Below are 14,222 nucleotides of genomic sequence, written 5' to 3' on the forward strand. Positions count from 1 at the left end.
GTTGGGCGCACCGCTGAAACGGGGTTGGCTGCGTTTCCGGTGCCAGACGCGAGAAAGTGGCGACAGACATAACGAAAAAACACCAGAAACGCAGCCGCTGAATATTACACTGGTGCATAGTCATGCAGCCAGATGCATGGATGTTAAAGTCACACTAAAATCCGCGCCAATGCCTTAAAAACCGACAAATGCTTCTCCAGCCAGTCCCACAGCTCCGCCGCCAGATACAGGCAGTTAAGCAATGATTCAATAAGATTTAACAGCTTCATTTCCCGCTCCTGAATAAGTCGTGACCTTTTTGATCACGAACCTATTTAGCGGGAGAAATAAGAGCCCCTCTTCGTGCGGGTTGTCAGCTGCCTGGATGGTTTAAAGTGTCGGCCCGCGGTAGGTTTTCTGCGGCTGGCGCTCCAGCTCCAGTGTTTTCTGATACTCATTCTCCCTCTGCCGGAGCTCGATGGCATTCAGTTCCCGGACAAGCGGCGCAGCTGCTCGCTTAAACTCAGCACCTGCGTGCTCAAGTCCGACACGCGCTCGTTCAGCACCGCGTTCTCCCGTTGCATAAGCCCACACATGCTCCGCCATTCCGCGAAGGCGCTCTCCCATTCGTCCAGCCTTTGCGAGTAGTCCTGCTGTAGCTGCTCTAATGCGCTCAGCAACTGCTTTTCCAGCTCTGTCATTCTGCTCTACTCCTGTACCAGCTTCACCGCGTTCCGCTTCCCGCTGTCCACTGTCCAGCCTGTTTCGGCTTTCGCTCCCTTCGGCAGCACCAGGAACCGGCCGTTGCTGTCGCTCTGGTAACTCACACCCCATGTTTTCGCGCTCATCTTCGCCAGGGCGTCCTCCTGCTGGCGAAGGGTCGTGTAATTGTCGGTTATCTGCTGCCCCTGCCACCACAGAATGCTCCCGCTCGTGCCGATCAGCAGCGCTGAAACCATCAGGATGGTAAGCCATGTCCTCCCTGCCGTCAGCAGCACGCTCCGCCGGTTTTTCTCCATCGCCTCGCTCATACTCTGCTCGTGGGCGCTGATGGCGTCGCTGATTCTCCTCGCGCTTGCGCTCAGTTCCGCTCCGACAGACTGCTCGTGCTCGCTGAATGCGGCCTTCAGCATCTCGCCGGTACTCTGCTGCTGCGCTTTCAATTTCTCCTCGAAGTCCCTCGAGGCCGTAAAAAGATTGCTCATAGATGGCTCCCTTCAGTCGGATGTTTCGCCCCCCGTCCGGGTCGGCGATGCTGATACTGCTTTTCGTGGTGCGCACCACCTCAAAACCTGCACCTTCAAGAGTGTCAGTGACGTCCTGACGGCTTTTCAGCTCCCCTGACGAGGCTAAGCTCAGCAGCCCCCGGGTAATGGCTTCTGCGGCCTCCTGCGTCGTTTTCGGCAGGCCGGACGGCGTGACCAGCGCCCGGCGGTTTTCCGGCGCGTTCGGGTCGTGCAGCCCCAGTCTGCCGTTCACGATGGTCTGCCAGGCATCGATGCGCGGCCGGTCGGCTCGGTCGTAGTATGGCTGGAGCCGTCTGCCGGTCAGCAGCTCGGTATTGGGGATCAGGAAGTTCAGCTCCAGACGCCCCTTGTCCGCGTGCTCCACCCACAGAATGCTGTACTGATCTTTATCGAGTCCGGGCATCAGAACCCGCTCGAAGCTGGCCATCAGTTTTTCCCGCTGGCCGGGAGGCAGATCGGCCTCCGCAAACGACAGGACGCCGGAGGTGTATTTCTTCACGTAAGGCGACGCGTCAATCAGCTCCCGGACCTCTTCCGGCTTCCCCTGCAGGACGCTGGCGCCTTCACGCTGCCGGTCTTTACCCAGCAGATAGTCCACTGGACCGGCGCCACCGCCGCGACCCCGAGGATGAAATTTAACGATCATCGTCCGTTCCTTTCTCAAGAACGGCGTGCCGCAGCCGCTCAAGTCCGGCATCGATGGCCATCAGCGCCGCCACAATCTGCACCCTGTCATGACCGGTACCGCCGCCGGCGTTAACGCGGCGGGCTATCTGGTTCAGGTTGTTGCCCATGCCAGCAAGCTGGCGCAGCAGCGCCGGCGAGATAGAGGGAAGCTTTCCGGTACGCGCAGGCTTTTCGTCCAGGCAGGTCTGCCGCATCCACGCCGCCAGCTGCCTGCCGTCGCAGCGCTCGAGCAGCCGCCGGTGCTCGTCCTCCGTCACCCACATGGTGAGCATCTTGTTCCGTTTCTCTGACAAACCGGTCTCCTCGTAACGCCGGGACGGGCGGGAAATCTGTTCCCGGTCGGCCGGGGTTGGACAAGCCGCAGGCGCGTCAGTGGCTTTTAGCGGGTTTCGGGGCGCAGCCCTGAACCAGTCACATAGCGCTAGCGGAGTGTATACTGGCTTAAAATGTAACATCGCAGAAACATAATGCATAGCTGCCACATAAAGCAGGTGCGATGCCATGGCGGGCGCGTAAGCAGAAAATGCAGGACCGGTGATATTCCGCTTCCTCGCTCACTGACTCGCTACGCTCGGTCGTTCGGCTGCGGCGAGCGGGGAAAGCATGCCCGGGAATGGAAGCTACATTATCCACAGATTCAGGGGAGAAGCGGCAGAAGGACATGTGCGCAGGAAGAAAGGCCCGGAAAGAGGATCCTGGCGTTGCCGGTTTTCCATAGGCTCCGCCCCCCTGACAAGCATCACAGAATCGGACGCTCAAATCAGTGGTGGCGAAACCCGACAGGACTTAAAGATACCAGGCGTTTCCCCCTGGTGGCTCCCTCGTGCGCTCTCCTGTTCCTGCCTTTCGGTTTACCGGTGTCATTCCGCTGTTATGGCCGCGTTTATCTCATTCCACGCCTGACACTCAGTTCCGGGTAGGCAGTTCGCTCCAAGCTGGACTGTATGCACGAACCCCCCGTTCAGTCCGACCGCTGCGCCTGTTCCGGTAACTATCGACTTGAGTCCAACCCGGAAAGACACGACAAAGCGCCACTGGCAGCAGCCATTGGTAACTTGGTTCGCAGATGATTTGTTAGCTAAACACGAGGTTGCTCTTGAAGTGTGCGCATCAGTACGGCTACACTGGAAGGACAGATTTGGTTGCTGTGCTCTGCGAAAGCCAGTTACCACGGTTCAGAAACTTGCCGGTTTACTGAACCTTCGAAAAAACCACCTTGCCGGGTGGTTTTTTCGTTTTCAGACCAAGAGATTACGGCTGTAACACAAGGATCTCAAGAAGATCTTAAAATATGTGGAAAGGATACAGGCTGATAACAACTCCCTCCATAGACATAATTGAACAAAAAATAAACAAAAAAATTGATTTTAAGAGTTTTCTTACGCCTAAATAATAGGTAAAATGTTTTTTATTTGATTGGCTTTTAAAATGAAATATACTAAATCAGCGAAAATATTCATCACGGCTATTTTAATTTTATTTATTTATTTATCCTATACTTTAATAACTATTGTTGGTATATAAAAATGGAAAGCAATTCACCTGATATTGATTTCATCGAGTTATTTCTCTTTCTTAAGAAAAAAATCGTGAGTATCATTTTGTTTGTTGTTTTCTCATTGATTTTGTCATCTATTTTCTTGTTAGCAAACAAAAACAAAATAAATATAAAGTACGAATTAAATATTATCGCTAATTCACCAAGCATGATTATTAACTGTGGGGATGACTTTTATTGTAAAGCGAATATTATACAATCAATTATAAACAATAAAAGCAAGTCTATAACATCAAATATAGATGAAAGAGGAAAAAAAATAAACCTATCATGGGCTGGTGATGACCGTTACAAACCCTCGGTTACCGCTGAAGTAAACGCTATCCATAAAGCTATTAATGACTGGTACATCCAAGATTATAAAACTTATAAAAGCATAGTTAACAACCAGGATAGCAACTATATAAATGGCACTGAAACATATGCAAAAGTTGCATTATTAACTAAAACAAACACTTCCGGAGAAAGAAACTTTATTTCAATCAATAATGAAATAGTAAATAAAAAGTATAAACCAGCTTTGATTATGACTCTAACGTTAATTATGGCTGTTATCTTTTCCTCCTCGTACCATATAATAAAAAGATCTGTGCTTGAATATAAAAATAAATTGAATAGGTCTTTTTATTAGCCTGTAACGATTAATAACCGTATTCTAGCAACATCCGTTACACGCCTGATGCAGAAAAGCCCGCTAATAGCGGGCCTCCCGATAAATCTCACGTGAATAAGGGCAGTCAGATCTATTTCTTACCCTTCTTGCCTAACTGATTCTTCATGGCACTGGGCCAACTACAGCAGTTTTTATTCCCATGAGGAATCCGATTGGCCACCTCGCCATCTCCATTTTTAAGATACACACATAATTTGGTAATGACTCCAAATTATTGATAGTGTTTTATGTTCAGATAATGCCCGATGACTTTATCATGCAGCTCCACCGATTTTGAGAACGACAGCGACTTCCGTCCCAGCCGTGCCAGGTGCTGCCTCAGATTCAGGTTATGCCGCTCAATTCGCTGCGTATATCGCTTGCTGATTACGTGCAGCTTTCCCTTCAGGCGGGATTCATACAGCGGCCAGCCATCCGTCATCCATATCACCACGTCAAAGGGTGACAGCAGGCTCATAAGACGCCCCAGCGTCGCCATAGTGCGTTCACCGAATACGTGCGCAACAACCGTCTTCCGGAGCCTGTCATACGCGTAAAACAGCCAGCGCTGGCGCGATTTAGCCCCGACGTAGCCCCACTGTTCGTCCATTTCCGCGCAGACGATGACGTCACTGCCCGGCTGTATGCGCGAGGTTACCGACTGCGGCCTGAGTTTTTTAAGTGACGTAAAATCGTGTTGAGGCCAACGCCCATAATGCGGGCGGTTGCCCGGCATCCAACGCCATTCATGGCCATATCAATGATTTTCTGGTGCGTACCGGGTTGAGAGGCGGTGTATGTGAACTGTAACTGCCATGTTTTACGGCAGTGAGAGCAGAGATAGCGCTGATGTCCGGCAGTACTTTTACCGTTACGCACCACCCCGTCAGTAGCTGAACAGGAGGGACAGCTGATAGAAACAGAAGCCACTGGAGCACCTCAAAAACACCATCATACACTAAATCAGTAAGTTGGCAGCATCACCCACTACCAGATTCTGAACCGTGGATATATAAGTCTGCATTTCAGCTTCATCAATCCCGTTTTTTTTTACTGAATCCATTTACCAATATCCTGTCCATACGTTACTAAAGAAAATAATATATACGGAATGAGTTATCATGCGCCTAATTTACCATAACATCTGTTGGGCGCACCGCTGAAACGGGGTTGGCTGCGTTTCCGGTGCCAGACGCGAGAAAGTGGCGACAGACATAACGAAAAAACACCAGAAACGCAGCCGCTGAATATTACACTGGTGCATAGTCATGCAGCCAGATGCATGGATGTTAAAGTCACACTAAAATCCGCGCCAATGCCTTAAAAACCGACAAATGCTTCTCCAGCCAGTCCCACAGCTCCGCCGCCAGATACAGGCAGTTAAGCAATGATTCAATAAGATTTAACAGCTTCATTTCCCGCTCCTGAATAAGTCGTGACCTTTTTGATCACGAACCTATTTAGCGGGAGAAATAAGAGCCCCTCTTCGTGCGGGTTGTCAGCTGCCTGGATGGTTTAAAGTGTCGGCCCGCGGTAGGTTTTCTGCGGCTGGCGCTCCAGCTCCAGTGTTTTCTGATACTCATTCTCCCTCTGCCGGAGCTCGATGGCATTCAGTTCCCGGACAAGCGGCGCAGCTGCTCGCTTAAACTCAGCACCTGCGTGCTCAAGTCCGACACGCGCTCGTTCAGCACCGCGTTCTCCCGTTGCATAAGCCCACACATGCTCCGCCATTCCGCGAAGGCGCTCTCCCATTCGTCCAGCCTTTGCGAGTAGTCCTGCTGTAGCTGCTCTAATGCGCTCAGCAACTGCTTTTCCAGCTCTGTCATTCTGCTCTACTCCTGTACCAGCTTCACCGCGTTCCGCTTCCCGCTGTCCACTGTCCAGCCTGTTTCGGCTTTCGCTCCCTTCGGCAGCACCAGGAACCGGCCGTTGCTGTCGCTCTGGTAACTCACACCCCATGTTTTCGCGCTCATCTTCGCCAGGGCGTCCTCCTGCTGGCGAAGGGTCGTGTAATTGTCGGTTATCTGCTGCCCCTGCCACCACAGAATGCTCCCGCTCGTGCCGATCAGCAGCGCTGAAACCATCAGGATGGTAAGCCATGTCCTCCCTGCCGTCAGCAGCACGCTCCGCCGGTTTTTCTCCATCGCCTCGCTCATACTCTGCTCGTGGGCGCTGATGGCGTCGCTGATTCTCCTCGCGCTTGCGCTCAGTTCCGCTCCGACAGACTGCTCGTGCTCGCTGAATGCGGCCTTCAGCATCTCGCCGGTACTCTGCTGCTGCGCTTTCAATTTCTCCTCGAAGTCCCTCGAGGCCGTAAAAAGATTGCTCATAGATGGCTCCCTTCAGTCGGATGTTTCGCCCCCCGTCCGGGTCGGCGATGCTGATACTGCTTTTCGTGGTGCGCACCACCTCAAAACCTGCACCTTCAAGAGTGTCAGTGACGTCCTGACGGCTTTTCAGCTCCCCTGACGAGGCTAAGCTCAGCAGCCCCCGGGTAATGGCTTCTGCGGCCTCCTGCTTCGTTTTCGGCAGGCCGGACGGCGTGACCAGCGCCCGGCGGTTTTCCGGCGCGTTCGGGTCGTGCAGCCCCAGTCTGCCGTTCACGATGGTCTGCCAGGCATCGATGCGCGGCCGGTCGGCTCGGTCGTAGTATGGCTGGAGCCGTCTGCCGGTCAGCAGCTCGGTATTGGGGATCAGGAAGTTCAGCTCCAGACGCCCCTTGTCCGCGTGCTCCACCCACAGAATGCTGTACTGATCTTTATCGAGTCCGGGCATCAGAACCCGCTCGAAGCTGGCCATCAGTTTTTCCCGCTGGCCGGGAGGCAGATCGGCCTCCGCAAACGACAGGACGCCGGAGGTGTATTTCTTCACGTAAGGCGACGCGTCAATCAGCTCCCGGACCTCTTCCGGCTTCCCCTGCAGGACGCTGGCGCCTTCACGCTGCCGGTCTTTACCCAGCAGATAGTCCACTGGACCGGCGCCACCGCCGCGACCCCGAGGATGAAATTTAACGATCATCGTCCGTTCCTTTCTCAAGAACGGCGTGCCGCAGCCGCTCAAGTCCGGCATCGATGGCCATCAGCGCCGCCACAATCTGCACCCTGTCATGACCGGTACCGCCGCCGGCGTTAACGCGGCGGGCTATCTGGTTCAGGTTGTTGCCCATGCCAGCAAGCTGGCGCAGCAGCGCCGGCGAGATAGAGGGAAGCTTTCCGGTACGCGCAGGCTTTTCGTCCAGGCAGGTCTGCCGCATCCACGCCGCCAGCTGCCTGCCGTCGCAGCGCTCAAGCAGCCGCCGGTGCTCGTCCTCCGTCACCCACATGGTGAGCATCTTGTTCCGTTTCTCTGACAAACCGGTCTCCTCTTAACGCCGGGACGGGCGGGAAATCTGTTCCCGGTCGGCCGGGGTTGGACAAGCCGCAGGCGCGTCAGTGGCTTTTAGCGGGTTTCGGGGCGCAGCCCTGAACCAGTCACGTAGCGCTAGCGGAGTGTATACTGGCTTAGTATGTTACGACGGGGTGGGGGTTCAGGAAAGTGCTTCATGTGGCAGGAGAAAAATGCAGCAGCGGAGCGTCAGCAGAATATGTGATACAGGATATATTCCGCTTCCTCGCTCACTGACTCGCTGCGCTCGGTCGTTCGGCTGCGGCGAGCGGTACCAACTTACAGGCGGGGCGGAAATTTCCTAGTAGATGCCAGGAAAGAACTTAGCAGGAAACGATAAGGCCACGGCGTTGCCGTTTTTCCATAGGCTCCGCCCCCCTGACAAGCATCACGAAATCAGACGCTCACATCAGTGGTGGCGAAACCCGACAGGACTATAAAGATACCAGGCGTTTCCCCCTGGTGGCTCCCTCTTGCGCTTTCCTGTTCCCGTCATGCGGCATCCGTGTTGTGGTGGAAGCTTTACCTAAATCACCACGTCCCGTTCCGTTTAGACAGTTCGCTCCAAGCTGGGCTGTGTGCAAGAACCCCCCGTTCAGCCCGACCGCTGCGCCTTATCCGGTAACTATCGTCTTGAGTCCAACCCGGAAAGACACGACAAAACGCCACTGGCAGCAGCCACTGGTAACAGGAGTACACGAGAAGATAGATAAGAGGTCTTGAAGTAGTGGCCTAACAGAGGCTACACTGGAAGAACAGTTTTGGTAATGGCGGTCTCGTGAACCCTGTTACCGGGTTAAGCAGTTCCCCAACTGACTTAACCTTCGAAAAACCGCCTCCCCAGGCGGTTTTTTCGTTTACAGAGCAAGAGATTACGACTCATTGAAAAGGATCTCAAGAAGATCCTTTATGGATTGCCATCTGTTTCACTGCCGAGCGTGACACCAGTCACTGTTGATGACGGTGAGACTGCCCCGCCACCGGTATCGCGGACATTATTAACCTGGCATGCTGCCAGCATCATCGAAACCACTATTACATCTAAGAAAAGTACTCTTTTCATATTCAGTCCTTTTATTTTTATAATTATCCGGATGAAAGGAGCCTTCAATGAAGGCTCCTGAAAATCATTACTCTGACTTAAAGCCAGGCTTACCATTTGCGGCTCGCCACTCTTTTACTGTTTTAACAATACCTTCAGGGCTGTCGTCATGACCGGGTTTTGGATAATAGATGAGATCAGAACCGTCAGGGTGTTCAGTTAATTTTTTAAACAACAGGACAGCTTCTGTATGCTTATTTTCGGTGTCATAATCTGCATCACAAATTTTCTTAACAAAAGCCAAAAATTCAGCTTCGGTATATTCAGTAATGTTCTTTTTGTCCATATCATTCACCATTCTTATGAAGATCGATGTGCCTTTTTGGCGTTAAAATTCTAATATTGTCAATATTATAAACGGCCCCACCATCTTTAATAGGCGTGATGTGGTGGAGTTCGTAACGAGTGCGCCCACCAACCTGCTCAGCTTCAGGAGGGAAAGGAGAATATCCTTTACGAAGGGCTTTCTTGTTACTTTCATTGAACTGACTAGTCAACGTTGCTTCTTTTCCAACCTCACCCCATACGGCACGGCGGAACGCATCAAAACTCCCGAACTCACGCCCGCGCAGCTTATCTGCAATCTGACTCGGAATAGGAGCACCATCACCAGTACCAGCACTACCCAGCCAGTTATCACCAGTTTGCTGACCGTTACCACTCGCGGTACCCGGAATGTTACGCGGGTTACGCAGCATGATGTACAGTGGCTTCAGGCCGGAGTCTGACGGGAATATCAGAATAAGGTCGTTAAAATCCAGATCTTCCGTCACCGGGGTCGTTGTAACAGTCACTCCCTGCGGTGCGGAATCCTCACCACCGGTATGCACAATGAATTCCGGCAGCGGAACAGGCCCCGCCAGTCCCAGTGGACCATTGATACCGGGCGCATCCGACGGGCTGACCAGAATGGTCTGACCGGGAACACCAGCCATCGCCGGCAACGCATAACTCCAGTAGCCTGTGGCAGGATCCAGCACGCCCCGCACCACCGGAACATTACCGGCAACAGTCGTTCTGACCAACTGCGTCTCCAGGGTGCCATCATCACGCAATACCATACGACCACGCACCGGCATGCTGACACCGGTTTTTCCGTCAGCCGCCGCGTCCAGCGTCGCAGTATCAGGCAGTGAAAACGCATCCCCCGGCATCATCGCGCTGATATCACGGCCGGGAACGACGTCACTTCCCACACCAACATCACGTGAATACAGCAGGCCAGCAACGGTTACCGCCACCGGCCCGGCCATGCTGGCGGCCATAATGCCACGCAGTTCAGCAAGTGCCGCAGAGATACGTGACCAGACCGCACCTGCCACATCACTGCCTAGAGAAATGCCACCGGCAGAGGCTACGGACCAGGTTAGTGGAGAGGCTGCCGGCGCCGCCGTCGTCGGCAGCCCGCGCACGGACTGGATACCGCTGGATTTCAGTTTATTCACCGCAGCCTGTCTGGCCTGACGGACTTTTTCCTGTTCAGCTGCAATCCGGGCCTGTTCAGCCGCAATGTCTGCCAGGCGCTTTTGCTCTGCGGCCGCAGCCTGCCGCTGACGTTCCGCCTCTTCGGCCTGACGCTGACGCGCTTTTTCCGCAGCCTGAGCGATAGTATCCGCCTGCTGTTTCTGGGCGGCGACAACTGCCTGCTGGGCGTTCGACAGAGCGATGGTCAGACGTTGAACTTCAGCATCAGCTGCCGCGCGGGCATTAGCCAGACGTTTGTCTTCATCCAGCATCGCCTGCACTTTTTCACGAAGATTACCGCGGGCGGCAGCAGGAATACTCCCCGTACTGACCGCTTTTTCATACATGTTTTTAAGTGCCTTGCGTGAGACCTGATCGCTGCTGCTGTAATAATTAGCTGTACGGTCCCACGTACCGGGTAGATTACCAATCGAAGCCTGACGGGAACGCGCTACCTGAAGTGCGTTTTCGGCTGCCAGTCGAGCATCATCTGCTGATTTTAGCGCTGCCGCTGCCTGAGCCATGGCACCGGCATCAGCTTTAACCGCAGCGTCATAAGCCTGCCGCTGACGCTCAGTTTCAGCAGCCAGACGACGCTGCTCGGCTTCTGCAGCGGCCCGGGCATCCGCCAGACGTTTGTCTTCATCCAGCATTGCCTGCACGTTTGCACGGAGACTACCACGGGCGGCTGCTGGGATATTTCCCGTCCTGACCGCTTCCTCGTACATATTTTTAAGCGCCTTACGTGAGACCTGATCGCTGCTGCTGTAATAGTTTGCCGTACGGTCCCATGTCGTGGGTACCCCGCCGGTGCCATTTCCTTTCGACGGATCAGAAGAATTATTGTTACCCGACTGAGAGCCTGAATTTCCACCGCGATCACCGCCGTTATTACCACCGCTGCCACCGGGCTGTGAAGAGCTGGCATCAGACAGGTTAATACGCGGAGACCCGTCCGGACCGTATGTTACTGCCGGGCCATTAAAATGACTGCCTGTATTTCCGCTGCCGGATGATCCTGAATTACTGCCTGAGCCTGTATTCCCCATGCCGGGATTCTTCCCGCCACCGAATGCGCTGTTGTGGGCGTTATCGTCACCGTTACCACTCATGACTTCATCCTCTTCTTATTTTTTTTGTTTGACTTGTTCTTCTGAGAAATTAGGTGTGCGGTTTATTGCCTGCCGGAAGCCACCGGGCGGGTTCCCTGCAGGCTGTTATAAGTACTCTGCCACACCACAAATACTGTACATAAAAACATGTGTTTATATACAGTTGTTTGATGCTACACCCGAAAAAGTCATATCGTCAACAAGGTTTTCTTTCCCATTTTTCACCACCGACTGACAACCTATGACATTCCGTGTTAAAACCGGATGTATGCTCACACACTGGCATACGGGACACACAGGAGACACTGTCACTTTTATGGCATGGCACACAGTTCAGGACGCACTGAAATTAACAGGAAAATCGCGTTCGCAATTATATCGTGACATGGCTAAAGGCCTTGTCAGCTATCGCACAGGGAAAAATGATCGCCGGGAGTTCGAGACCAGTGAACTGATTCGAGTCTATGGTGAGCTGCGCACTCATGAGACACCAAAAAGGCACAATAAGGGACACCCTGAAAATGGTAGTATCCACGAGGAAAATCCGCAGTTAGAGGCCATTCAGCAGAAGCTGGATGCACTTCAGAAAACCATCACCATGATGCTCGAGGATAAAATCGCGCGGGAAACAGAAAAACGAGTGCAGGAAGAGGAGCGCAATCAACTGCAGGCGGAAATCAGTCGGTTGACGGACGCGCTGGAGCAGGAAAAAAAGCGGGGTTTCTGGTTGCGGCTGTTTCGCTCAGGTTCAGAGTAACCATACCGGTGACTAACATCCGTTATCGGAAGGTTTAGGCGGAAAAGATGGTCATACAAAGCTGGTGTAAAGAATGCAGGGGGACTCCCAAAAAAACCGCAGCCCCCCAAAGAAAGCTGACCTGATTTACCATAACACCCGTTGGGCGCACCGCTGAAACGGGGTTGGCTGCGTTTCCGGTGCCAGACGCGAGAAAGTGGCGACAGACATAACGAAAAAACACCAGAAACGCAGCCGCTGAATATTACACTGGTGCATAGTCATGCAGCCAGATGCATGGATGTTAAAGTCACACTAAAATCCGCGCCAATGCCTTAAAAACCGACAAATGCTTCTCCAGCCAGTCCCACAGCTCCGCCGCCAGATACAGGCAGTTAAGCAATGATTCAATAAGATTTAACAGCTTCATTTCCCGCTCCTGAATAAGTCGTGACCTTTTTGATCACGAACCTATTTAGCGGGAGAAATAAGAGCCCCTCTTCGTGCGGGTTGTCAGCTGCCTGGATGGTTTAAAGTGTCGGCCCGCGGTAGGTTTTCTGCGGCTGGCGCTCCAGCTCCAGTGTTTTCTGATACTCATTCTCCCTCTGCCGGAGCTCGATGGCATTCAGTTCCCGGACAAGCGGCGCAGCTGCTCGCTTAAACTCAGCACCTGCGTGCTCAAGTCCGACACGCGCTCGTTCAGCACCGCGTTCTCCCGTTGCATAAGCCCACACATGCTCCGCCATTCCGCGAAGGCGCTCTCCCATTCGTCCAGCCTTTGCGAGTAGTCCTGCTGTAGCTGCTCTAATGCGCTCAGCAACTGCTTTTCCAGCTCTGTCATTCTGCTCTACTCCTGTACCAGCTTCACCGCGTTCCGCTTCCCGCTGTCCACTGTCCAGCCTGTTTCGGCTTTCGCTCCCTTCGGCAGCACCAGGAACCGGCCGTTGCTGTCGCTCTGGTAACTCACACCCCATGTTTTCGCGCTCATCTTCGCCAGGGCGTCCTCCTGCTGGCGAAGGGTCGTGTAATTGTCGGTTATCTGCTGCCCCTGCCACCACAGAATGCTCCCGCTCGTGCCGATCAGCAGCGCTGAAACCATCAGGATGGTAAGCCATGTCCTCCCTGCCGTCAGCAGCACGCTCCGCCGGTTTTTCTCCATCGCCTCGCTCATACTCTGCTCGTGGGCGCTGATGGCGTCGCTGATTCTCCTCGCGCTTGCGCTCAGTTCCGCTCCGACAGACTGCTCGTGCTCGCTGAATGCGGCCTTCAGCATCTCGCCGGTACTCTGCTGCTGCGCTTTCAATTTCTCCTCGAAGTCCCTCGAGGCCGTAAAAAGATTGCTCATAGATGGCTCCCTTCAGTCGGATGTTTCGCCCCCCGTCCGGGTCGGCGATGCTGATACTGCTTTTCGTGGTGCGCACCACCTCAAAACCTGCACCTTCAAGAGTGTCAGTGACGTCCTGACGGCTTTTCAGCTCCCCTGACGAGGCTAAGCTCAGCAGCCCCCGGGTAATGGCTTCTGCGGCCTCCTGCTTCGTTTTCGGCAGGCCGGACGGCGTGACCAGCGCCCGGCGGTTTTCCGGCGCGTTCGGGTCGTGCAGCCCCAGTCTGCCGTTCACGATGGTCTGCCAGGCATCGATGCGCGGCCGGTCGGCTCGGTCGTAGTATGGCTGGAGCCGTCTGCCGGTCAGCAGCTCGGTATTGGGGATCAGGAAGTTCAGCTCCAGACGCCCCTTGTCCGCGTGCTCCACCCACAGAATGCTGTACTGATCTTTATCGAGTCCGGGCATCAGAACCCGCTCGAAGCTGGCCATCAGTTTTTCCCGCTGGCCGGGAGGCAGATCGGCCTCCGCAAACGACAGGACGCCGGAGGTGTATTTCTTCACGTAAGGCGACGCGTCAATCAGCTCCCGGACCTCTTCCGGCTTCCCCTGCAGGACGCTGGCGCCTTCACGCTGCCGGTCTTTACCCAGCAGATAGTCCACTGGACCGGCGCCACCGCCGCGACCCCGAGGATGAAATTTAACGATCATCGTCCGTTCCTTTCTCAAGAACGGCGTGCCGCAGCCGCTCAAGTCCGGCATCGATGGCCATCAGCGCCGCCACAATCTGCACCCTGTCATGACCGGTACCGCCGCCGGCGTTAACGCGGCGGGCTATCTGGTTCAGGTTGTTGCCCATGCCAGCAAGCTGGCGCAGCAGCGCCGGCGAGATAGAGGGAAGCTTTCCGGTACGCGCAGGCTTTTCGTCCAGGCAGGTCTGCCGCATCCACGCCGCCAGCTGCCTGCCGTCGCAGCGCTC

Annotated in this window: 16 protein-coding genes; 3 read left to right on the forward strand and 13 right to left on the reverse strand. The window is 54.1% G+C overall.

All coding sequences use genetic code 11. The annotated features are described in order from the left end of the window. Window positions 1–464: 464 nt before the first annotated feature. The 3 genes from FHC52_RS21845 to FHC52_RS21860 form a co-directional block, all read right to left on the reverse strand. Entirely contained in the window at window positions 465–680 is a 216-nt protein-coding gene (locus tag FHC52_RS21845) for an MbeD family mobilization/exclusion protein (RefSeq protein ID WP_000137422.1), read from the reverse strand. 6 nt (window positions 681–686) lie between these two features. After that, window positions 687–1,184, reverse strand: a complete 498-nt coding sequence (locus FHC52_RS21850; protein WP_063930303.1) for an MbeB family mobilization protein — start codon at window positions 1,182–1,184, stop codon at window positions 687–689. A 677-nt stretch (window positions 1,185–1,861) separates the two neighbouring features. Next, window positions 1,862–2,185: a MobC family plasmid mobilization relaxosome protein gene (locus tag FHC52_RS21860; protein ID WP_021243036.1), complete on the reverse strand. Its 324-nt coding sequence runs from the start codon at window positions 2,183–2,185 to the stop codon at window positions 1,862–1,864. Window positions 2,186–2,857: 672 nt separating this feature from the next. Here FHC52_RS21860 and FHC52_RS22965 point away from each other — a divergent pair. Together FHC52_RS22965 and FHC52_RS21865 are read left to right on the forward strand one after the other, a co-directional pair. After that, entirely contained in the window at window positions 2,858–2,983 is a 126-nt protein-coding gene (locus FHC52_RS22965) for a replication initiation protein (protein WP_072006160.1), read from the forward strand. 519 nt (window positions 2,984–3,502) lie between these two features. Continuing rightward, window positions 3,503–4,102 (forward strand): GNVR domain-containing protein, encoded by a 600-nt coding sequence (locus FHC52_RS21865; RefSeq protein WP_310572726.1) that lies wholly within the window; start codon window positions 3,503–3,505, stop codon window positions 4,100–4,102. 253 nt (window positions 4,103–4,355) lie between these two features. Here FHC52_RS21865 and FHC52_RS21870 read toward each other — a convergent pair. From FHC52_RS21870 to FHC52_RS22975, 7 genes are all read right to left on the reverse strand, one after another. Then, a protein-coding gene (locus FHC52_RS21870) for an IS1-like element IS1A family transposase (protein WP_103215986.1) occupies window positions 4,356–5,053 on the reverse strand; the annotation gives its coding sequence in 2 pieces (ribosomal slippage) (window positions 4,356–4,804 and window positions 4,804–5,053; 699 coding nt in all). Between the two features lie 680 nt (window positions 5,054–5,733). Continuing rightward, on the reverse strand, window positions 5,734–5,949 hold the full coding sequence (locus FHC52_RS21875; protein ID WP_000137422.1) for an MbeD family mobilization/exclusion protein: 216 nt from the start codon (window positions 5,947–5,949) through the stop codon (window positions 5,734–5,736). A gap of 6 nt (window positions 5,950–5,955) precedes the next feature. Continuing rightward, window positions 5,956–6,453 (reverse strand): MbeB family mobilization protein, encoded by a 498-nt coding sequence (locus FHC52_RS21880; RefSeq protein WP_063930303.1) that lies wholly within the window; start codon window positions 6,451–6,453, stop codon window positions 5,956–5,958. Between the two features lie 677 nt (window positions 6,454–7,130). Beyond that, the gene (locus tag FHC52_RS21890; protein WP_032623643.1) at window positions 7,131–7,475 is read right to left on the reverse strand and encodes a MobC family plasmid mobilization relaxosome protein; all 345 of its coding nucleotides are present in this window, start codon (window positions 7,473–7,475) and stop codon (window positions 7,131–7,133) included. Between the two features lie 939 nt (window positions 7,476–8,414). Then, window positions 8,415–8,570: a colicin release lysis protein gene (locus FHC52_RS21895; RefSeq protein WP_049224158.1), complete on the reverse strand. Its 156-nt coding sequence runs from the start codon at window positions 8,568–8,570 to the stop codon at window positions 8,415–8,417. Between the two features lie 67 nt (window positions 8,571–8,637). Further along, window positions 8,638–8,895 carry a bacteriocin immunity protein gene (locus FHC52_RS21900; RefSeq protein ID WP_045337636.1) on the reverse strand — a complete coding sequence of 86 codons (258 nt, stop codon included), beginning with the start codon at window positions 8,893–8,895 and terminating at the stop codon, window positions 8,638–8,640. A 1-nt stretch (window position 8,896) separates the two neighbouring features. Then, entirely contained in the window at window positions 8,897–11,185 is a 2,289-nt protein-coding gene (locus FHC52_RS22975) for an S-type pyocin domain-containing protein (RefSeq protein WP_053089601.1), read from the reverse strand. Between the two features lie 316 nt (window positions 11,186–11,501). Here FHC52_RS22975 and FHC52_RS21910 point away from each other — a divergent pair, with 316 nt between their 5' ends. Then, window positions 11,502–11,942, forward strand: coding sequence for a hypothetical protein (locus tag FHC52_RS21910; protein WP_045337632.1), 441 nt, complete (start codon window positions 11,502–11,504; stop codon window positions 11,940–11,942). A gap of 604 nt (window positions 11,943–12,546) precedes the next feature. Here the strand turns inward: FHC52_RS21910 and FHC52_RS21915 are convergent. The 3 genes from FHC52_RS21915 to FHC52_RS21930 form a co-directional block, all read right to left on the reverse strand. Continuing rightward, window positions 12,547–12,762: an MbeD family mobilization/exclusion protein gene (locus tag FHC52_RS21915; protein WP_000137422.1), complete on the reverse strand. Its 216-nt coding sequence runs from the start codon at window positions 12,760–12,762 to the stop codon at window positions 12,547–12,549. A 6-nt stretch (window positions 12,763–12,768) separates the two neighbouring features. Continuing rightward, entirely contained in the window at window positions 12,769–13,266 is a 498-nt protein-coding gene (locus FHC52_RS21920) for an MbeB family mobilization protein (RefSeq protein ID WP_063930303.1), read from the reverse strand. Between the two features lie 677 nt (window positions 13,267–13,943). After that, on the reverse strand, window positions 13,944–14,222 hold a 279-nt coding region (locus FHC52_RS21930), incomplete at its 5' end, for a MobC family plasmid mobilization relaxosome protein (protein WP_220420269.1).

The organism is Enterobacter sp. EC_64 (assembly GCF_019584165.1).
In the GTDB taxonomy this organism is placed as follows: domain Bacteria; phylum Pseudomonadota; class Gammaproteobacteria; order Enterobacterales; family Enterobacteriaceae; genus Enterobacter; species Enterobacter roggenkampii.